Origin of the sequence: Pseudomonas sp. R2-7-07 (assembly GCF_003852355.1) — a bacterium.
Classification (GTDB): Bacteria; Pseudomonadota; Gammaproteobacteria; order Pseudomonadales; family Pseudomonadaceae; genus Aquipseudomonas.
In genome coordinates this window covers 2,098,736-2,118,653 of the sequence record NZ_CP027759.1, presented here as the reverse complement: position 1 = coordinate 2,118,653, position 19,918 = coordinate 2,098,736, and the positions used below count along the sequence as shown (strand labels likewise).

Sequence of the window (19,918 nt, the reverse complement as noted above, 5' to 3'; positions counted from 1 at the left end):
TGAACGCTACGCTCGAGAGCGAGTAAAGGCCGGCTTCGTTTCTTTTGCGAAGCGGCTATTTAAGGATGGGAATGAAACGAATTTTGATACTGTTGCTGGTCGTAGGCATTGCCGGCTGTGCCGCGACCACGAAAACAGAAGTGAAACGAGGCAAGAAAGGGCTGCATATCAACTGCTCGGGCCTGTCCTCCTCCTGGGACCAGTGCTACACCAGTGCGGCTGACTCCTGTGGCACCAAGGGCTATCGGGTTATCGCCAAATCCGGCGATAACGCCGAAGAACCCGGCGATTACCCCTTCGGCCTCAATCCTGCCGGCTACACTAGTCGCAGCATGATCGTCATTTGCAAGTAGCCGCCTGAGTGCTGCCTTGATCGCTCGCGATCAAGGCAGCACAGCGCGAAGCCCTCAGTCAGCCCGCGATCAAATCGCCGCTGTGCGCACCTGTAACCACGTGAGCGCCTCGCCACTGAGTAGCGGGCTCAGGCGTTCACGCACCTGGGCGTGATAAGCGTTGAACCACTCGCGCTCATCCGCCGTGAGCAAGGAAGGCTCCAGGCAACGGGTGTCGATCGGGCACAAGGTCAGGGTTTCGAATCTGAGGAACTCACCAAATTCGGTGGTCCCCGCTTCACGGTTCAACACCAGGTTTTCGATGCGCACGCCCCAACGTCCAGGGCGGTAGGTGCCCGGCTCAATCGACGTGATCATGCCCGGCTGCATCGCCGTTTGCGGTGCAGCTGCAGCCTGGTAGGCGATCACCTGCGGGCCTTCGTGCACGTTGAGGAAATACCCTACACCGTGACCCGTACCGTGGCCGTAATCCACGCCCTCGGCCCAGATCGGCGCACGCGCGATGGCGTCCAGCAACGGCGACAGGATGCCCTTGGGGAAATGAGCGCGGGACAAGGCAATCACGCCCTTGAGCACCCGCGTGCAATCGCGTTTCTGCTCTGCACTCGGCGTACCGATGGGCACCATCCGCGTGATATCCGTGGTACCACCCAGGTACTGGCCGCCGGAATCGATCAGCAATAAGCCATCGCCTTCGATCACAGCATGTTCTTCTGGCGTGGCGTGGTAGTGCGGCATCGCGCCATTGGCATTGAAGGCCGCAATGGTATTGAAACTCAGCGACACATACCCCGGACGGCGGGCACGCGCTGCCGTCAGATGCTCATCGATAGTCAGTTCAGTGATGCGTTCACGTCCCAGGGCCGACTCCAGCCAGGCGAAAAATTCGCACAAGGCGGCGCCATCCTGTTCCATGGCCTGACGGATATGTTCGGCATCGGCCAGGCTTTTACGCGACTTGGCCAGCGTGGTGGGGTTCAAGCCCTCCACCCGTTTCACGCCGGCGTCGAGGTGCTCCAGTAAACCGGCCGTCACGCGGGCCGGATCAATCTGCAGGCTTGCTCCGGACGGTACGGCTCGCAGCGCATCAGCCACATCACTGTAGTCGCGCACGCTCACGCCATCGCGCTCAAGCGCAGCGCGCAACTCGGCATCGACCTTGCTCAGCGCCACGAACAAGGTGGCCTGCTGTTGGTTGATCAGGGCAAAGGATACGAACACTGGGTTGAACGATACATCGCCACCGCGCAGGTTGAACAACCAGGCGATGTCATCCAGGGTCGCGATGAAATGCCAGTCAGCGCCTTTTTCTTTCAGGCTGGCGCGCAGGGCCGTGAGTTTTTCGCTGCGGCTGAGGGTAGCCTGCGGCGGCAGGTGCTGATAGATCGGCTGGTTCGGCAGCGCCGGGCGGTCGTGCCAGACGGCATTGAGCAGATCGATGTCCGTACGCAAGCGCGCGCCACGCTGCGCCAGCTTGTCACCCAGGGTGCGCGCCGAGGCCACGGCCATTACCGCGCCATCCACCGCCACAACGCCGCCTTCCGGGGTTTGTTCAGCCAACCATTCCAGCGGTCCGGGCTGGCCCGGTTGCAGTTTCACCAGTTCGATGCCGCTGCCCTTGAGCTCCTTGTTCGCCTGTTCCCAGTAGCGGCTGTCGGCCCACACCCCGGCAAACTCCGCAGTGACGATCAGCGTCCCCACCGAACCATGGAACCCGGACAACCATTGGCGGCCCTGCCAGTATCCGGGCAGGTACTCGGACAAATGCGGGTCCGCAGACGGCACCAGCAGGGCATGAATCCCCTCTCGGCTCATCAGCTCACGGGTTTGCGCCAGGCGCTGGGGAACCGTTCCATGGGTCAAAGGCTGCGTAGTCATTGTGTCTCCTGCTAACCGCTAATAATTGTTATGCACTGCGAATGAAGTTTCAGACGGCCCAGAACGCCGGTGCGCTGGCCAGTGCCGACTTGATCAGTTGTACCGCTTCGTCGATATCCCGCTCGGTGGTAAACCGGCCCAGGCTCAGGCGAATGGTACGGCCGGCGCTGCGAGCGTCATGCCCGAGGGCCAGTAGCACATGGGACGGCGCGTTGCTGGCCGAATTGCATGCTGAAGTCGCCGAAAAGGCAATTCCTGCACTCAACGCAGCCGCGTTGAACTCGCCTTCATTGAACGTAAGGCTAAGGGTATGGGGGATTCGCTGTGTGGGGCTGCCGTTGAGGCGCACACCCGCGATCGACGCCAATTGATCCAGCAGACGCTGACGCAAGGCTACGATCTGTGCCTTCTCCTCGGCGAAAGACGCTGCTGCCAGGGCGAACGCCGTGCCCATGCCCGCAATCTGGTGAGTGGCCAGGGTACCCGAACGCAAGCCGCCCTCATGCCCGCCACCATGAATCTGCGCCAACACCTTCTGCTGCGCACGCGGTCCTACATACAACGCACCTATGCCCTTCGGACCGTAAAGCTTGTGCGCGGAAAACGACATCAAATCCACCGGCCACTGCGCCAGGTCGATGGCCACCTTGCCCGCCCCTTGCGCCGCGTCCACATGAAACAACGCGCCCTGTTCACGCACCCGTGCGCCGATGGCCGGGATGTCGTTCAACGTGCCCAGCTCGTTATTGACCAGCATCAGCGACACCAGAAAGGTGTCCTCACGCAGTGCCTCACTGACCGCCTCGACACTGATCAAGCCATCGGCATCAGGCACCAGATACGTCACCGCCACACCGGCTTCCTGCAATTGCCGCGCGGTGTCGAGTGTGGCCTTGTGCTCGATCTGGCTGGTGATGATATGCCCGCCCGCCACGCCACGCGCCTGGGCCACGCCCTTAAGTGCAAGGTTGTTGGACTCGGTGGCGCCGGAGGTCCAGACGATCTGCTCGGGCTGGGCGCCGACCAGTTCGGCCACCTGGTGACGCGCCTGCTCGACCGTTTGCCGGGCCGCTTGGCCGAACGCGTGGGAACTGGACGCCGGGTTACCGAAATTGGCATTGAAACCCAGACACTCAACCATCACCTGGATGACCCGCTCATCCACCGGTGTGGTGGCGGCGTAGTCGAAATACAACGGACGTTTATTCATGGCGTTAAAACTCGCAGAGCGTGTTCCCGAGAACAGTGTCGCGGGGGCATCGAACAGAACAGAGGTCGTCAGGTTTAACTGATCAGATGCCGTTATAGAAGGACCACTTTATGAAAATGTGCGTAGGAACGCTCCTGAAATTCAGCTTAACAGGCTGAAGTCACGCCATGGAAAACAAAAAACCCGAGTTTCCTTATGGGAACACTCGGGTTCTTCACCGCAACAGCGCCGCTCAACTGGGGCGATCCTTCAGGGCTACGTTGCGCTCGGCGTTCATCTCGCCCTGGTGATCAAAACCAAAGGTTTTTTGTGGCTGGCCGGTCAATGCCGCCCGCTGCTGTTGATAGTCATCGAAGGACAATCCGCGGCGGCTCAGCGCTTCCAACGCCAGCTGTCTGGTTTCCTGTTCCGTGTAAGGACGCAATTCAGGCGCCGGATGGGTTGCACATCCAGCGAGGACAGCGGTGACAAGCAACAGCGAGATGGCGAGTGAACGGTTCATGGCGGTAGCCCTGCGAAGGAGGTGTCGGGTCAATGAACACAGGCTACTCCCGCCCATGCCCAGGGAAAAATCACCGTCCTCGATAGTGGCTATCAACCGTTGCAGCAGTCTCAATAGGCACAGCCATATATTCCTTTAAGATCTATAAATATGTAAATCGATTAATTTACGGAATATAAGAATCCCTCTATAAACACCGCAATGCTGCCCGCCCACGCCCCAGCGTGCAGGCCACAGCACTGCTCAAAGCCCGCTGGATTACAAATTCCACGCATTGCATGACTGGGCGCTGAACCCGGCCCTGCCGATTCCCACGTTCTATTCCTGAGAGAGGTGCCCATGCAGCTGTTGACCCTCCCACCCTCGCCTGCCCTCGCGACCTCGATCCGTGCCACGGCTCAGGTGTTCGAAGACCCGAAATCCCAGGCCCTGCTCGACCATATCCAGCAAGTGGCGCCCAGCGAAGCCAGCGTGCTGATCATCGGCGAAACCGGCACCGGAAAAGAACTGGTGGCACGGCATATCCACAACCTCAGCGCGCGGCGCAACCGACCCTTCGTGGCGGTGAACTGCGGGGCGTTCTCTGAATCCCTCGTCGAAGCCGAGCTGTTCGGCCACGAAAAGGGTGCCTTTACCGGCGCCCTCAGCGCCAAGGCGGGCTGGTTCGAAGAGGCGGACGGCGGCACCTTGTTCCTCGACGAAATCGGCGATCTGCCCATGGCCATTCAGGTCAAGCTGCTGCGCGTGCTGCAGGAGCGCGAAGTGGTGCGCCTGGGCTCGCGCAAGAGCATTCCGATCAACGTCCGGGTACTGGCGGCAACCAACGTGCAACTGGAAAAGGCCATCAATGCCGGGCACTTCCGCGAAGATCTCTACTACCGTCTCGACGTGGTCAGCCTGGAGCTGAGCCCCCTGCGCGAGCGTCCCGGCGATATCCTGCCACTGACCCGTCACTTCATCGAAGCCTACAGCCAACGCCTCGGCTACGGTCCGATCACCATCAGCCGTGAGGCCGAGCAAAAACTGCGCAGCTACAGTTGGCCGGGCAATATCCGCGAGCTGGAAAACGTGATTCACCACACCCTGCTGATCTGCCGCAACAGCGTGATCGAACGCGACGATCTGCGCCTGTCGAACCTGCGCATCGAGCGCCAGGACGACAGCCAGCACGGCACCGACAACAGCGCCGAAGCGTTGCTGGCGCGCGCCTTTCAAAAGCTGTTCGAGGAACAGGCCGGCGCCCTGCACGAAAAAGTCGAGGATGCACTGTTACGCGCCGCGTACCGCTTCAGCCATTACAACCAGGTGCACACCGCCAGCCTGCTGGGCTTGAGCCGCAACGTCACGCGCACGCGCCTGATCAAAATCGGCGAGCTAGCGGTCAACAAGCGCCGACCTGGGGAAAACCTGCAGGGCGAGCGGATGCTGCACCTATCCATTTAGGCGGCAGTGCAAGGCGTCGTCATGGCTGCGCTCAAAACTGCGCAGCACCTGAAACGAATCAAAGGTCACCGCCCTGGCCTGGTGCGCCCGGATCAGCGTCCAGAGGTCTTCGCCGCCATGCTCGAAGCGCCGGAACGCCGCCTCGCCATCCTCGCGGGATTGCCATTGCAGGCAGTTGAGCACCCGCCGCCCATCATCGCTGACCTGCACGCTCGCACTCAAAAAGCCGCCATGGTTCACGGCCAGTCGCTCGCTTTGGACGGTCAGGGCCGCGACCAGGGCAGATTGCTGGCGGGGGTCGATCTGAAACTCGATCAATTGCGTGAAGCTGCGATTCTTCTCTGATACCTGCATGAACACTCCCCTTTCTCTGTAGGCAGAATCTTGCGATCCAGTGCTCGGCAGGGTAAAACCTCTAGTTAAGTCAAGGTCAAGTGATGAATCGGGGTTTTTATGCTCAACAAGGAACTCAGCGTTGGCCAATTGGCTGCCCGTAGCGGCGTCGCCGTCACGGCCCTGCATTTCTACGAAACCAAGGGGCTGATCAAAAGCAATCGCAACGCCGGTAACCAACGGCGCTACCCGCGTGACGTGTTGCGGCGAGTGGTAGTGATCAAGATCGCCCAACGCCTGGGCATTCCGTTGGCCACCATCGGCGAGGCGCTGCAAGCATTACCTGAAGGCCGCACACCGACGGCCAAGGATTGGGCACGCCTGTCGGCACGCTGGCGGGAAGACCTGGATGAGCGGATCAACAAGCTGGTGCAACTGCGCGACAAGCTCAATGGCTGTATCGGCTGCGGGTGCTTGTCGATGGACGCCTGCCCTTTGCGCAACCAGGGTGACCAACTCGGTGAGCGCGGGCCGGGAGCGCAGTTGCTTGAACCCAGTTGAGGCACTACCCAGGTGGGAAGGGGCTCACCCCCTCCCACCGATCGCTATCAACGCGCGGGCGGTGTGCCCGACACGTCCGGCCGGCGTCGGTAAGCCGTGCACCCCAGCCACAGGGTCATTACCGCCAGCGCCGTCAGCGGTAGCCCATGGAACAGCACAATCACCTGGGCCGGCGTCCACGTCAGGTAGAACGGCCCGACCACCAGCATCCCCACGCCGAAGCCCGCCATTTGAATCAGGGTCAATAAACTGAACAGCGGCAGGCGCAGGCTATCCGGCTCACTTTGCGCACGCGAGACCAACGCCACTTCAGACAGCCCGTCTCCCAACCCCGCCCACACCACCAACAGCAACGCCAACCACAATTCGGTTTGCTGGAACGTCAGGATAAAGCCGCTGGACATCAGCGCCACGCCGAACATGAACAGGCGTTCCATGCTCGGCGTGCCACGGCCTTTCAACAGCGCACTGGCAATACGCGCCCCGATAAATTTGCCACAGGCCCAGACCGCCAGCAGATACCCCATCACCGTTTTGGCCGTGTCCGGGGAAATGTACTGGGACAGCACCGGCCAACCGACGTTATGCGCCGCGCTGCCAAGGGTGTCGAGCATGCTGATCAACAACATCGCGGCCAATACCGGCGCGCCGCGCAGCCCCTTGGTCAACTCGCGCCATTCGGCCGAGAGCCCGCGATGGGCGGCGATGGCGACGCAGTACAACCCGCGCAATGGCAGCACCAGGCAAGCGGCGATCACATAGGTGCCGATATTCATCGCGAACACCGCCTCGAATCCCCCGGTGGCAATCAGCAACCCCGACAGCAGACTGCCGAACACCGCGCCGGTGGCGGCCGCCGAGGTGATCCAGGCGTTGGTGTTCACCCGCTGTTCAGGGGCAACCCAGGTGGGCAACTGACTGTTGAGGCCAATGGCAAACAGCGAATTGCATAGGCCGATACCAAAGGCAATGAACGGCAACAGGCTGAGTTGATGGGTGGGAATCAGCAGCAACAGCGGCGTCAACAACAACGCTCGCGCCAGGTCCAGCCCCGCCAACGTGCCGCGCCCGGCAAAGCGCCGGAAAAACGGGATGCCAAACAGGCTGGCGACAATGCCACCGGTGACGCGGCACGCCAGGAAGATGCTGACGAACACCACGCTCTGGCTGAGCCAGTAGACATAGGTGGACAGGGCCACCAGGTTGAGAAAGGCGCCAAAGTCCGAAACGCCGCGAGCAAAAATGATCAGCCGCGCGTTGCGGGTCGACAGGTACAGCTGTTGATCGAGGCTCATGCGGGCGGCGCCTCTTGATCGGCGGGCACGCTGCGCAGGCTGACCAACAGCATATCGCGCCACGCGGGTGTCGAATCGACCTTCGGCCGTACATCCCCGGCGCGATGGTAGAGCCTGCGGTCGTTGACCACGAGGGTTTCCAGGAAGTGCTCCATGGGCACATTCAACACCCGACTGTGCTCTGCTTCACCGGTGAACACTTCCGACACCACCGGCACCGTGTTGTGCTCGCCGATAAAATGCATGAACACCCAATCCAGGCCATCTTGATGAATCCCCGACGTGGTGGGGCTGCTCGCTTGCGCATCCGCACGCACGCGGAACTGGTGGATGTCGATGGTGTAGCTCTGTTCGCCCAGGTGCGGTGCGATCACTGCCAGGTCGGTGGCCAGCAGCTTGCGCATCAGTGGATGCTCGATAAAGCCCTCCTCGCTATAGCTCAAGTGGTTCACCCCCTGTTGATAATTGACGGCGTAGGTGACCGGCGACTTGAACGCGGTGCTCCTGTCGATCTGCAACTGCCGTGAAGGTGATAAACGATAGCGCAGGATCCGCCGTTCGCGATGGGTGTACGCCTTGAACGCCTCGTCGCGCACCAGGTTGGCCCAGTAGGCCCGGAAACTTTGCTCTTCTGCGGGCTCGACATTGAGCAATTCGCCAAAGTCACGGCGATGGCAGTAATGCTGCTCGCGCAACTGCGCGCTAATTCGTGGGATGTCCATATCGCTAGCCTGCCACTGGGTTGTCGATGATAACGCGCAGATGCTGACTGACCGCGTCATGCAGCGCGTGCGCGTCGGCAGCGTCGTCGACCTTGGCCCAGCACTTGAGCAGATAGTGCTCCTCGATGTCCGCATCGATCATATGGCCCGGCTCCTGCTGGGCGTACTCCAGCACCGCTGCGTTACGGTCCAGGTACTCCATGCCTTCGATGCCCTCGAACCGGCCGCTGTGCTGCGGGTAAATCGCTAGCATCGCGTAATGCTGCCCGGCCTCGGCAACCTTGCGTGCCCCCGCCTCCAACTGCGCAGTGACACCCTGCCCGCCCGTCAACAATGAGAGATACACCTGGTAGGGATCGATACCGGCCAGGTCACGCAACGCCGCGTTCACATAGAGCCCGCCCACGCGTGGGTTGATCTCGATCACCACGGGCCCTTGCTCTGTCATGCGGAACTCGAAATGCACCACGGCGTTGGTCAGGCCGACCGCCTGCAGGCACGCCACGGCGTACTCGCGGATCTGCGCGCACTGGCTGTCGGTGAAGGACGTCGGTGGGGTAATCAGCAGGTTTTCCAGGACCGTGCCACTGCGCTCGGTCAACAGCAGCTTTTCGTTGATCAGCAGCGGGTGCACACGCTCGCCGGCCACGACACATTCCACACTGCCTTCGATACCGGGGATGTACCCCTCCAATAACAGACTGCGCCCGGGAATGTAGTCGTGCCGTTGGCCGTCGTCTTCCGGCAGGGTGTGCACACAGCCGTAGAAATCCGCATACGCGGCGCCAGCGTGATCCCTGACGAACAGCACGTAGTGGCTGCGCAGCTCGGCCCAATTGGCGCACTTCTTGATAAACGCCGAAGCCCCGCCAAACGGCGGTTTGGCGATCAGCGGGTAACCCACCCGCTCGGCATTCTGCTGGAGTTGTTGTTCGTCATTGCACAGCGCAAACGGCACGGAACGAATGGCGTGCTGTTTCAATACCCTGCGCATCAGGAACTTGTTGTTGCACGCGGCAATCGCCTCGGGACTGCTGTGCACCAGGCCCAGGCGCCGGGACGCCCGTGCCACGATGCAGCCGACTTCACCTTGCGCAGACGGATGACCGGCCTGGCAGAAAATTCCGCGAATCTGATACTGCTCATCGAGCTGGCCAACCAGGTCGAGGATGGCCTCCTCGTTGAGTGCGTCGAGCAGGAACACCGCATCACTATCATCCCTGAGCCGTTGCAGATGCCTGCGCCCAGTCACCCCCGCCGTCAGGCACACCAGGCCCTGGGCGCGTGCAACCGCAAAATGCGGCTCTCGGTAGTTATAACGGACAGCAATACTGTCATCGACATCAATAAAAAGAATGGCGTCTTGTTTCATCACTTATACCGCCTCAGTCCATACGTTGATTCAGGCATCCTGCCAACTGCACCACTGCCCTTCCCAGTTACGGAAACGATAATGGCGCTGCCCATCGCGAACTTCGAAGTACGGCAAATTCTCAGGTTTTTCAAAGTCCAACAGCGGCACCGTGAACTTGCCTTGTGCGTGCGGTAGAACATATTCAGGCAGGGCGATATTAGACACTCGCCGTTTGAGGCGATCCATGATCGCGATGGCCTGGCTGATCGATGCCTTATATTCCGACGCACCGGGTGAAAACGGCATGAAGTGATATAAGTAATACGGTTTTACGCCCAGACGATAAAGATCGATAAACAGTTTATGCAGGGTCGCTTCATCGTCGTTGACGCCGCGCAACAACGGCATATTGGAAAACACGATCGGCACCACGCCCTGAATACGTTTGACCGCCACCGCAAAGTCAGCGCTGAGTTCGAGCGGATGGCAGACGTGCACGCCGAACGCATTGACCTTGTACTTTTCCAGCATCGCGATCAACTCATCGGTCACGCGAAACGGGTTGAAGCTCAGGGCCCGGGAGTGAATACGGATCAGCAAGTCATCACTGATCCCGCGCAGGGCGGCCAGGTATTCTTCGAGCTTGCGGTCGGCCAGCATCAACGGGTCGCCGCCGCTGAGAATCACTTCTTCAATAGCCGGGTTGGCGCGGATGTACTCGACCGATTCCATGAAGGAATCCTTGCTGGCGTTGGCCTTGTCAGTGCCCACCTGCAGCGTGCGCAGCGCTTCGAAGCAAAACTGGCAATAGGCATTGCAGGTATTGGTGGTGCGCAGGATGACGCGATTGTCGTACTTGTGCTGGCAGATGGGCGTCTTCATTTCATGGCCCAACTCCCAATTTTCGGAAGTGCCATCGTAATCACCCTCGATCTGCTCGCTCCAATACGGCACCACTTGCCGCCATAGCGGGTGGTCCGTAACCGCGCCGGTGGTAAGAGAACGCTTGATCAGCTCGATGTAGTAAGGCGTGATCTGCATCTTGCGCCCTTGCAGGTTGTGTTCGATATGCGCGGTGGTGTCCTCGCCCCACCCCCCGCAGGCATCGCGAAGTGTCGGTTCATCACGCAACGCATTCTTCTGCTGCCAGCGCCAGTCTTGCCACTGTACTGAGCGATGAATGTCTTGATCGTAAATTGACATGAGTGCGTACTCTCTGTTCAGGCATATGAATGCGCGCTTTCCCTGGCGGGAACAGCGATATTCGCAACAATGACAATCGACTCGGGCGACGGGCCGCGATCAAAAGGGGTGACTCAATCAGCCGCGCGGGGACGGTATAAGTTTATTATTCCAGGGTGCGGATAAACGACTGATACGGCCATGTAATAAACTTCCTTTTAGCGTTATTTGACTTCCAAGCCGACACCTACTTAAGCGGAAGGTCTCTACGCCGTCAATACAATATCTTTGCTTTTTTTCCGACTTATACCAGCCCTGCGCTCATCTACCTGTAAACAGGGGTATCTCATGGTTAAAATGGGTTAATTTAAAATCTAAATAATACTGACAAATAATTTTCCGGTGTTTGCCGGTGCATTTTTATACTTATACAACTACGTACTCCTGCGAATTCAACTTAGCCTTCAGTTTGCGCTTCGCATGCCCTATGAACCTCGGCGCCATCACCGAAGACCATCGCCCGCGCATACGACGCCCTTGGGTCCTTGAAACATTTTCTTTCATTTCCTTCTTGGGGATTTCTCATTCTCATCCGTCTTAACTTAGATACAGCCCGTCGCGTCAGCAAAAGCTACGACTGGCCTTTTCCGGGCTTCCATCGCCCCTCCGATCAAGACCCTCATTCACATGTCGAAGAAGTCACGCTCAAAACTCTGGTTTCTGGTACACAGCTGGCTGGCGCTGCCCATCTGGTTCTTTGTACTGATCGTCTGCGTCACCGGGACCCTGGCGGTGGTCAGCCAGGAAATCGTCTGGCTGGCCAACCCGGATATCCGTGCGACCAAGCCGTCGGATGATGCCCAGCCGCTGAGCTTCGACCAGGTAATCGCCGCCATCAAGCGCGACGAGCCTCAGGTCATCGTGCGCTCGATCATCCGCCCCGACGAATCACACTTCGCGTTGACCGTCGGCCTCAGCTACCCGGACGGGCGTTCCGTCGAGGCCTATGCCAACCCCTACACGGGCGCCATCCAGGGCATCAGCCCGTCGTTCGACTTCAAGCAATTTACCCGCGCCCTGCACGGCTGGTGGCTGGTGCCGTTCACCAATGGCTACAGCTGGGGCTGGTACCTGGTGTCGGCGCTCGGCCTGCCCTTGCTGGCCTCGTTGATCACTGGGCTTGTGGTGTACAAGCGTTTCTGGAAAGGCTTTTTGCGCCCTACCCTGCGCATCCGCCACGGCGCGCGCATCTTCTGGGGTGACTTTCACCGCCTGAGCGGTATCTGGTCGATCTGGTTCATCGCCGTCATTTCCATTACCGGCACCTGGTTCCTGATCGAGGCGACCCTGGCCGACAATCAGATTTCCATCTCCAGCGAGCCCATCGTGCCGGTGATTGCGCGGGAGAAGGTGCCGCTGTCCGCCCCCGGCGTGCCGGCCCCGATGATTGCCCTGGACGAAGCGATCAAGATCGCCACCCAGCGCATTCCCGGGCTGGAAGCCACGTTTGCCTTCCTGCCGCTCAATGCCTACAGCCACCTGCAGATCGGCGGGCGCGGCTGGTACCCGCTGATGTTCCAGACCGCGCAACTGAACCCCTACAGCGGTGAAATCGCGGTCTCGCACCTGCTGTCCGACCGCACCACGCTGGAGTTCGTCACCGAGTCCATGCGCCCGCTGCACACCGGTGACTTCGGTGGCCTGTGGATCAAGCTGATCTGGGCCTTCTTCGGCCTGGTGCTGAGCATGATGGTGCTGAGCGGCTTGCTGATCTGGACCAAGCGCACCGCCCTGGCCACCCTCCACGCCCTCAAACGCGAGGCCAAGACCCAGCGCCCGCCTGTGCCCATCCCTGCCCTGCAGGCTGAAACCTCGGAGACGCACTGATGAGCAAGGTCGCGGCCAAACCCTCTTCACCGCTGCGCGCATGCTGGCTGAAGTGGCGTTTTCATATAAACATCCTGCTGTTGCTGGTGCCGCTGGGGTTCATGCCCAAGTATTTTGCCGATGCCGCGCTGTTTCGCGGCGATGCCGGCATCGGCGAGCGGGTCGCCGGGGACGTTCAAGTCGGCCCCTGGAGCCTGACCCTCGCGGAATTTCGCAACGAAGGCCCGCGCCCGGACCCGGCCGGCCCGATGAAAACCTTTAACGCCGCCCTGTGCGCCACCTGCGCCGAGCAGGTCAAGGCCACTTACCTGCGCATCGGCAAACCGCGCAGCCTGCGGGCGGCCGGGGTGATCTTCTTTGGCACGCCCTACCGCATGGGGGCCGTCCTGCCGGTGCCGGAACGCACGCCGGTCGACGCTGAACTGTGGGTCACCATGGAAGGCTGGGACGGCAGCATGCACCAGGGTTCCATTCCACTGAGCCAGGCCTCCCCCGCCACTGTTGCCTGGCTGAACAAGCAAGGAGTCAAACCATGATGTTCAAGCGCCTGATGCGCGCCGCTGGCGTGCTAGTGCTGAGCGCCGGCTTCACTGACGTGGCCTTCGCCCACAACCCGATGTGCGAATGCAAGGAAATCCCCGGCGAGCAGATCCAGTGCAAAGGGGGGTTCTCCGATGGCAGCGGCGCTCCGGGCGTGACCCTGGATGTGATCGGCTACGACGAGACCATCCTGGTGCCGGGCAAGCTCGGTGAGGATTCGACCCTGACCTTCAAGAAACCCGCAGCCGAATTCTATGTGCTGTTCGATGCCGGCCCCGGTCACGTGGTGGAAATCGACCAAGCGGATATCCAGGCGCCATGAGTACCGTACAGGTAGTGCGCCCGGCCGGCGCGGGTCATGAAACCCTTTACGTGCTGTTGCTGTGCCTGATCATCCTGGCGGTGTCGGGAACGGTGGTGGCCTTGCACAGTGAGACCCAGCAGCTCGCAGCGGTGCCAAGCCACCAACTGGATGCCCGACGCGACCTGAGCGCCGCCGAACAGGGCATCTACGCCGACCTGCGGGTAACCCTGGATGAAATCCACTTGCTGCAGCAGGAGCAAAACGCCCTGCCGACACCGGACCAGTTGGCCCAGGAGGGCTTTGCGCCGTTTGCCCAGGACGCCAGTTCCGTCAGCCGTGGCGATCATCGCTGGCAGCTGCTCGCCCCCTCGGCCTACCTGGGCTTGAGCCAGGCATCGGGCACCAGCGGTTCGCTGTTGATGCGCGTGCACGGCGCCGAGCCGGATATCTGGCTCAACCGTGGCAACGACCTGGCTGCCCCCTCCGACCTCACTGACCAGGCGCTGATTGCTGCCGGCTGGCGGCAAGTGGTCGCGCAATTCGATGCTGGCGTGACCCGCCAGCACCGCCACTGAACGAGAAGACCGATTGCCCATGTCCATTTCATCTCCCCTGTTGCGCCTGTTGCTGGTTGGCCTGTTCAGCCTGGTGCTCGCGCCCCTGGCGAACGCCGAGGCGGGTAAACGCCTGCGCATCGGCATCACCTTGCATCCTTACTACAGCTACGTGGCCAACATCGTCGGCGACAAGGCCGAGGTGGTGCCACTGATTCCGGCGGGGTTCAACCCCCATGCCTACGAACCGCGCGCCGAAGACATCAAGCGCATCGGCACCCTGGACGTGATCGTGCTCAATGGCGTGGGGCATGATGACTTCGCCGACCGCATGATCGCCACCAGCGAGCGCCCGGACATCCCGGTGATAGAAGCCAACGCCAACGTGCCCTTGCTGGCCGCCACCGGCAATGCCGCGCGCGGTGCGGGCAAGGTGGTCAACCCGCACACGTTCCTGTCGATCAGTGCGTCGATTGCCCAGGTCAACAACATCGCCCGCGAGCTGGGCAAGCTCGACCCGGACAACGCCAAGACCTACACCCAGAACGCCCGCGCCTACGGCAAACGCCTGCGCCAGATGCGCGCCGATGCCCTGGCCAAGCTGACCAGTGCGCCCAACCCGGACCTGCGCGTGGCCACGGTACACGCGGCCTACGACTACCTGCTGCGCGAGTTCGGCCTGGAAGTCACCGCCGTGGTCGAACCGGCCCACGGCATCGAGCCCAGCCCCAGCCAGTTGAAGAAAACCATCGATGAACTGCGCGCCCTGGACGTGAAAGTGATTTTCTCGGAAATGGATTTCCCGTCTTCCTATGTCGACACAATCCAACGGGAATCCGGGGTCAAGCTGTATCCGCTGTCGCATATTTCCTACGGTGAATACAGCGCGCAAAAGTATGAGGTGGAAATGACCGGCAACCTCGACACCGTGGTCCGCGCGATCCAGGAGTCGGGAACATGACGGCGGCGCAACCGCTGAACCTGGCCTGTGGCCCGACCCTCGATTTTAACCAGGTGTCGCTGACCCTGGGCCGCACCGTGATCCTCGATGGGGTGAGCTTCCAGGTACGACCCGGCAGCATTCACGCGTTGGTCGGCCCGAATGGCGGCGGCAAAAGCTCGCTGATCAAGACCCTGCTCGGGCAAACGCCGCACCAAGGCCGCTTGAGCCTGGAGTGGCCGGGCACCCCTGGCACCATTGGATATGTGCCCCAGGCTTTGGAATTCGATCGGGGTTTGCCGATGACCGTGGATGATTTCATGGCCGCCATGTGCCAGCGGCGACCGGCGTTTCTCGGCCTGTCCCGGCACTACGCCGGTGCGATTGGCGAGGCGCTGGAACGGGTCGGCATGCAGGACAAGCGCAAGCGGCGCATGGGCGCCTTGTCCGGCGGTGAGCGCCAGCGGGTATTGCTGGCTCAGGGGCTGATTCCGGCGCCGCAATTGCTGGTGCTGGATGAACCGATGTCGGCCCTCGATGAGGCTGGTATCCAGGTGTTCGAGCGGCTGTTGAATGACTGGCGACTGGCCGGGATTACCGTGCTGTGGATCGAGCACGACCTGGAGGCAGTCGGGCGCCTGGCCGACCGCGTGACCGGCTTGAACCGCCGCGTACTGTTCGACGCCATGCCGAAACAGGCGCTCACCCCCGATCGCCTGCTGACCCTGTTCTCCACCCACCCTCGGAGCCTGGCGCAATGAGTTATGAAGCGTTTCGCCTGATGGTCCAGGGCTGGGCCTCTGCCGGTTATCTGCCCGAGGCACTGGCCTACGGCTTTGTGGTCAATGCCCTGCTCGCCGGTCTGCTGATCGGCCCGGTTCTGGGCGGGCTGGGCACGCTGGTGGTGGTCAAGCGCTTTGCGTTTTTCTCCGAAGCGGTCGGGCATGCTGCGCTGACCGGCGTGGCCGTGGGCATTCTACTGGGGGAACCCTATACCGGGCCCTACGGCAGCCTGTTCGGCTACTGCCTGCTGTTCGGCATCCTGCTCAACTACCTGCGCAACCGTACCGGCCTGGCGCCGGATACGCTGATCGGCGTGTTCCTGTCGGTGTCCCTGGCGCTGGGCGCAAGCCTGCTGCTGATCCTGGCCGGCAAGATCAATGTGCACATTCTGGAAAACGTGCTGTTCGGTTCGGTGCTGACGGTCAACGGCAACGACCTGCTGGTGCTGGCGGTCGTCGGTTCGCTGGTGATGGCCCTGGCGTTGCCGCTGTACAACCGCATCATGCTCGCCAGCTTCAACCCGCAATTGGCGGCGGTGCGCGGAGTGGCGGTGAAGACCCTGGACTATCTGTTCGTAATCCTGGTGACGCTGATCACCGTCGCGGCGGTCAAGGTGATCGGCGCCATCCTGGTCGGTGCGCTGCTGGTGATTCCGGCGGCGGCGGCGCGGCTGCTGAGCCAGTCGCTCAAAGGGTTCTTCTGGGTGTCGGTGGCGATTGCGACCGTCAGCACCCTGTGCGGCATCCTGCTGCCGATCATCTTCGACCTGCCGGTGCCTTCCGGCGCCGCAATCATCCTGGTCGCCGGTATCGCCTTCGCCCTCGCCGCGATCGCACGCGGTACAGTGCCCAGCCTCAAAGGGAATCTTGGATAATGCGCCCTGACTTTCGCCCACTGGCCCTGGCCATGGCTTGCCTGATCAGCACCTCGGCGTTCGCCGTCGTGGATGGCTTTCAAACCAGGGACTTCGTCGCCAACCATGGCCTTGGCCATGCCGCGCTGACCAAGCCCAACACAGTAAAACCGGTCAAGGTGCTGGCCTCGTTGCCGATCACCTACGGCCTCGCGCAAGTGCTGCTCAAAGGCACCGATGTGCAGCTCGAACGCGCCGCCCCCGCCAACCTGCCCGGTTCGCGGCAGGTTTCGTACTTCACCGGGCGCGGTGCGCCAGCGCTGAGCCAACTGGCCCAGGATGCCGATGCCGCCATCGGTCTGCGCTCGCTGTGGGCGGACGACCCGCTCTACCCCGTGGCGCGGCGCAGCAATATCCGCATTGTCGAAGTGGACGCCGCGCGCCCGGTGGATGGCGGCTTACCGGGCATCGCCGTACAGCCGGGCGTCAGCGATGGCTTGAACAGCCAACCGTGGCAATCGGGCAACAACATGGGGCGCATGGCCGATGTATTGGCGGCCGACCTGAGCCGCCTGGCGCCGGGCGCCAAACCGCAGATCGACGCGAACCTGGCCGCGCTCAAGCAGCGCCTGCTCAAGCTCGCCGCCGACAGCGAGGCGCGCCTGGCCCAGGCCGATAACCTGAGTGTGGTCAGTTTGAGCGATCACTTTGCCTATCTGGTCAGCAGCCTGAACCTGGAACTGGTCAGTACCGATGCACGGCCAGATGCGGACTGGACGCCTGAAGCGCTGCAACAGCTCAGTGCGCAGTTGAAAACCAATGATGTGGCGACAGTGCTGCACCACCGCCAGCCGAGTGAGGCGGTGAAAACGGCGGTCACGGCTGGCGGCGCCACCCTGCTGGTGTTGAATGTGGACGGTGTCGACCCGGTGACGGAGCTGCAAACCAATGTGGATCAGGTGATCAAGGCACTCACGCCCTGAGCCCCTCGACCAGCATCAAACCACGTCCACCCCCACATGAATCGCATCATGCCGCCAGAACTCCAGGTCGCAGTCGATCAAGCGCTGGTGTTGGTCATAGTTGACCCTGGCGATCCGCAAGCCCGGGCTGCCCACCGATACGCGCAACGCAGCGGCGGCCTCCACCGGCAGTGAGGTCGGTACGATCTCGAAACGCACCCGGCCATAGTGCAAGTCGTACTTGCGCGCATACAGTTCGGTCATCGACTGATTCAGGTCGCACGCCAGGATCCCAGGAAAATACTGCGGGTTCAGGTAGTGCTCGACGTACAGCACCAGCCGCCCATCGATCCGCCGCCCCCGACAGATCTGGATCACGCTGGACAGCGCCGGCAACTGTAACCAGGCGCAGACCGCCGCCGATGCCGGTTGCAGCCGTGCAGAAATCACCTGGGTCGATGCCACCCGGCCCTGGTCGTTGACCATCGCGTGAAAGTGGCTGCGCTGCATCAGGTTGTAAGCCAAGCGAGGCGGCGAGACGAACCAGCCTCGGCGCTCCTCGCGATAGATCTGCCCTTGGGCTTCAAGCTGTAACAAGGCTTCCCGCACGGTAATGCGAGTGGTACCAAACAACTCGCTGAGCTTGCGCTCGGCGGGCAGTTTGCTGGCGGGCGGCAACAGGCCGTGGTCGATCTGCTCCTGCAGCGCCAGCCCGATGGAGGTTACCGCTTTGATTGCCTCGTCACGCATCAACGTTACCTATCTGGACTAGACCAGCACCATTCGAGTGCACATAAAGCTGCATAAACGTCCCACCTCAATGTTGCGCCAGCCTAGGCATTGCAGATGACCGGCAGATGACAGCCGCATCACCCGCGTGCACCACACCCTGCAATACATCGGCCAAGTCCAGGCGTTACGGGCACTTGGGCATGGTCTACGCTAAGTCTGCGCCGAACGACATCGGCGCCTCAAAAACGACATCGACATGAAACTGTCATCCATCGCGTCTAGATTGGCTCAGGTATTGCTCTGACCTAGACCAACCACACCGCCTGCATAAAACGCCGCGTTGAAAACGCCCAAAGGAGCTTCGGATGAAACAGCTTTTCCTGGCATCACTGTTAGGCTCGACCATTGCCATGTGCACCGCAGCCATGGCCGCTGATACCGATCTAAAAACCCTGGAAGCCGCCGCCAAGTCCGAGGGCGCCGTGAACAGCGTCGGCATGCCCGATGACTGGGCCAACTGGAAAGGGACTTGGGAAGACCTGGCCAAGACCTATGGCCTCAAGCACATCGACACCGACATGAGTTCGGCCCAGGAAATCGCCAAGTTCAAAGCCGAAAAAGACAATGCCAGCGCTGATATCGGCGACGTGGGCGCGGCCTTCGGCCCCATCGCGGTGAAGCAGGAAGTGACCCAGCCTTACAAACCGTCCACCTGGGCCCAGGTGCCGGATTGGGCGAAAGACAAGGACGGCCACTGGGCGCTGGCCTACACCGGCACCATCGCGTTTATCGTCAACAAGAAGCTGCTGCACGGCTCCGAAGTGCCCACCAGCTGGGCCGACCTGCAAACCGGCAAGTACAAGGTCTCGGTGGGTGACGTAAGCACCGCAGCCCAGGCTTCCAACGCTGTGCTGGCAGCCGCCATCGCCAATAAAGGCGACGAGAAAAACATCGCGCCGGGCCTGCAATTTTTCACCAAGATCGCCCAGCAAGGTCGCCTCTCGCTGTCCAACCCGACCATCGCCACCATGGAAAAAGGCGAAGTCGAAGTGGGTATCGTCTGGGACTTCAACGGCCTGAGCTATAAAGCCAAGATGGCCAACCCGGATGACTACGTGGTGCTGATCCCGTCGGATGGCTCAGTGAAATCCGGCTACACCACCATCATCAACAAGTACGCCAAACACCCGAACGCCGCCAAGCTGACGCGCGAATACATTTTCAGCGATGCCGGCCAGATCAACCTGGCCAAAGGCAATGCACGCCCGATCCGCGCCGAAACCGACCTGAAACTGCCGGCTGACATCGCCAAGAACCTGATCCCGGGTGAGCAGTACACCAAGGCCAACCCGCAGCCGATCAAGGATGCCGATGCCTGGGAAGCCACGTCCAAAAAGCTGCCGCAGCTGTGGAACGAGCAGGTCATCGTAGAAATGAAGTAAGCCTGTCGCCCACATTGGAAATCCACTGGAGATCCAATGTGGGAGAGGGCTTGCCCCCGATAGCGGTGTGTCATTAAACAAATGTGTT

At 61.2% G+C, this 19,918-nt stretch carries 21 protein-coding genes; 12 read left to right on the top strand and 9 right to left on the bottom strand.

The features are described from left to right. The first annotated feature begins 71 nt into the window (after window positions 1-71). A complete protein-coding gene (locus tag C4J86_RS09785) occupies window positions 72-353 on the top strand; it encodes a hypothetical protein (RefSeq protein ID WP_124370236.1) in 282 nt (93 codons plus the stop codon). A 69-nt stretch (window positions 354-422) separates the two neighbouring features. Here C4J86_RS09785 and C4J86_RS09780 read toward each other — a convergent pair whose 3' ends face one another. From C4J86_RS09780 to C4J86_RS09770, 3 genes are all read right to left on the bottom strand, one after another. After that, complete coding sequence (locus C4J86_RS09780; RefSeq protein ID WP_124370235.1) at window positions 423-2,231, bottom strand: aminopeptidase P family protein; 1,809 nt, start codon at window positions 2,229-2,231, stop codon at window positions 423-425. Window positions 2,232-2,280: 49 nt separating this feature from the next. Next, complete coding sequence (locus C4J86_RS09775; RefSeq protein ID WP_124370234.1) at window positions 2,281-3,441, bottom strand: cysteine desulfurase family protein; 1,161 nt, start codon at window positions 3,439-3,441, stop codon at window positions 2,281-2,283. A 232-nt stretch (window positions 3,442-3,673) separates the two neighbouring features. After that, window positions 3,674-3,943: a hypothetical protein gene (locus C4J86_RS09770; RefSeq protein WP_124366498.1), complete on the bottom strand. Its 270-nt coding sequence runs from the start codon at window positions 3,941-3,943 to the stop codon at window positions 3,674-3,676. Between the two features lie 339 nt (window positions 3,944-4,282). Between C4J86_RS09770 and C4J86_RS09765 the strand changes: the two genes are divergently transcribed. Further along, entirely contained in the window at window positions 4,283-5,386 is a 1,104-nt protein-coding gene (locus tag C4J86_RS09765) for a sigma-54-dependent Fis family transcriptional regulator (RefSeq protein WP_124370233.1), read from the top strand. Here the strand turns inward: C4J86_RS09765 and C4J86_RS09760 are convergent. Then, a complete protein-coding gene (locus C4J86_RS09760; protein ID WP_124370232.1) occupies window positions 5,375-5,740 on the bottom strand; it encodes an antibiotic biosynthesis monooxygenase in 366 nt (121 codons plus the stop codon). The two genes, C4J86_RS09765 and C4J86_RS09760, sit on opposite strands and share 12 nt — an antisense overlap. 99 nt (window positions 5,741-5,839) lie before the next feature. Between C4J86_RS09760 and soxR the strand changes: the two genes are divergently transcribed. Beyond that, window positions 5,840-6,280 carry a redox-sensitive transcriptional activator SoxR gene (gene soxR / locus C4J86_RS09755; RefSeq protein ID WP_124370231.1) on the top strand — a complete coding sequence of 147 codons (441 nt, stop codon included), beginning with the start codon at window positions 5,840-5,842 and terminating at the stop codon, window positions 6,278-6,280. 47 nt (window positions 6,281-6,327) lie between these two features. Here the strand turns inward: soxR and C4J86_RS09750 are convergent, their stop codons facing one another. Genes C4J86_RS09750 through C4J86_RS09735 form a run of 4 tightly spaced genes read right to left on the bottom strand, consistent with a single transcriptional unit; the run spans window position 6,328 to window position 10,854 of the window. Then, window positions 6,328-7,575: an MFS transporter gene (locus tag C4J86_RS09750; RefSeq protein WP_124370230.1), complete on the bottom strand. Its 1,248-nt coding sequence runs from the start codon at window positions 7,573-7,575 to the stop codon at window positions 6,328-6,330. Further along, window positions 7,572-8,297, bottom strand: coding sequence for a 2OG-Fe dioxygenase family protein (locus C4J86_RS09745; protein ID WP_124370229.1), 726 nt, complete (start codon window positions 8,295-8,297; stop codon window positions 7,572-7,574). Before C4J86_RS09745 ends, C4J86_RS09750 begins: the two co-directional genes overlap by 4 nt. Window positions 8,298-8,301: 4 nt before the next feature. Beyond that, complete coding sequence (locus tag C4J86_RS09740; RefSeq protein WP_124370228.1) at window positions 8,302-9,669, bottom strand: acetyl-CoA carboxylase biotin carboxylase subunit family protein; 1,368 nt, start codon at window positions 9,667-9,669, stop codon at window positions 8,302-8,304. Window positions 9,670-9,699: 30 nt separating this feature from the next. Continuing rightward, complete coding sequence (locus C4J86_RS09735) at window positions 9,700-10,854, bottom strand: KamA family radical SAM protein (protein WP_124370227.1); 1,155 nt, start codon at window positions 10,852-10,854, stop codon at window positions 9,700-9,702. A gap of 666 nt (window positions 10,855-11,520) precedes the next feature. On the opposite strand from C4J86_RS09735, the gene C4J86_RS09730 reads away from it, so the two are divergent. The 8 genes from C4J86_RS09730 to C4J86_RS09695 are packed head-to-tail and all read left to right on the top strand — an operon-like array spanning window position 11,521 to window position 17,677. Next, window positions 11,521-12,720: a PepSY domain-containing protein gene (locus tag C4J86_RS09730; RefSeq protein WP_124370226.1), complete on the top strand. Its 1,200-nt coding sequence runs from the start codon at window positions 11,521-11,523 to the stop codon at window positions 12,718-12,720. Next, a complete protein-coding gene (locus C4J86_RS09725; protein ID WP_124362054.1) occupies window positions 12,720-13,256 on the top strand; it encodes a thiamine pyrophosphate-binding protein in 537 nt (178 codons plus the stop codon). The genes C4J86_RS09730 and C4J86_RS09725 overlap by 1 nt, the downstream gene beginning before the upstream one ends. Before the next feature lie 14 nt (window positions 13,257-13,270). After that, on the top strand, window positions 13,271-13,582 hold the full coding sequence (locus C4J86_RS09720) for a hypothetical protein (protein ID WP_256658985.1): 312 nt from the start codon (window positions 13,271-13,273) through the stop codon (window positions 13,580-13,582). Further along, on the top strand, window positions 13,579-14,139 hold the full coding sequence (locus C4J86_RS09715; protein ID WP_124370225.1) for a DUF6162 family protein: 561 nt from the start codon (window positions 13,579-13,581) through the stop codon (window positions 14,137-14,139). The genes C4J86_RS09720 and C4J86_RS09715 overlap by 4 nt, the downstream gene beginning before the upstream one ends. 19 nt (window positions 14,140-14,158) lie before the next feature. Next, window positions 14,159-15,079 carry a metal ABC transporter substrate-binding protein gene (locus C4J86_RS09710; protein WP_124370224.1) on the top strand — a complete coding sequence of 307 codons (921 nt, stop codon included), beginning with the start codon at window positions 14,159-14,161 and terminating at the stop codon, window positions 15,077-15,079. Next, window positions 15,076-15,819, top strand: a complete 744-nt coding sequence (locus C4J86_RS09705) for a metal ABC transporter ATP-binding protein (protein ID WP_124370223.1) — start codon at window positions 15,076-15,078, stop codon at window positions 15,817-15,819. Before C4J86_RS09710 ends, C4J86_RS09705 begins: the two co-directional genes overlap by 4 nt. Beyond that, entirely contained in the window at window positions 15,816-16,715 is a 900-nt protein-coding gene (locus tag C4J86_RS09700) for a metal ABC transporter permease (protein ID WP_124362049.1), read from the top strand. The genes C4J86_RS09705 and C4J86_RS09700 overlap by 4 nt, the downstream gene beginning before the upstream one ends. After that, window positions 16,715-17,677, top strand: a complete 963-nt coding sequence (locus C4J86_RS09695) for a metal ABC transporter solute-binding protein, Zn/Mn family (RefSeq protein WP_124370222.1) — start codon at window positions 16,715-16,717, stop codon at window positions 17,675-17,677. Before C4J86_RS09700 ends, C4J86_RS09695 begins: the two co-directional genes overlap by 1 nt. A gap of 15 nt (window positions 17,678-17,692) precedes the next feature. Here C4J86_RS09695 and C4J86_RS09690 read toward each other — a convergent pair whose 3' ends face one another. Continuing rightward, window positions 17,693-18,406, bottom strand: coding sequence for a UTRA domain-containing protein (locus C4J86_RS09690; protein WP_124362047.1), 714 nt, complete (start codon window positions 18,404-18,406; stop codon window positions 17,693-17,695). A 347-nt stretch (window positions 18,407-18,753) separates the two neighbouring features. Between C4J86_RS09690 and C4J86_RS09685 the strand changes: the two genes are divergently transcribed. Further along, window positions 18,754-19,830, top strand: coding sequence for an ABC transporter substrate-binding protein (locus C4J86_RS09685; protein WP_124366480.1), 1,077 nt, complete (start codon window positions 18,754-18,756; stop codon window positions 19,828-19,830). Window positions 19,831-19,918 lie beyond the last annotated feature (88 nt).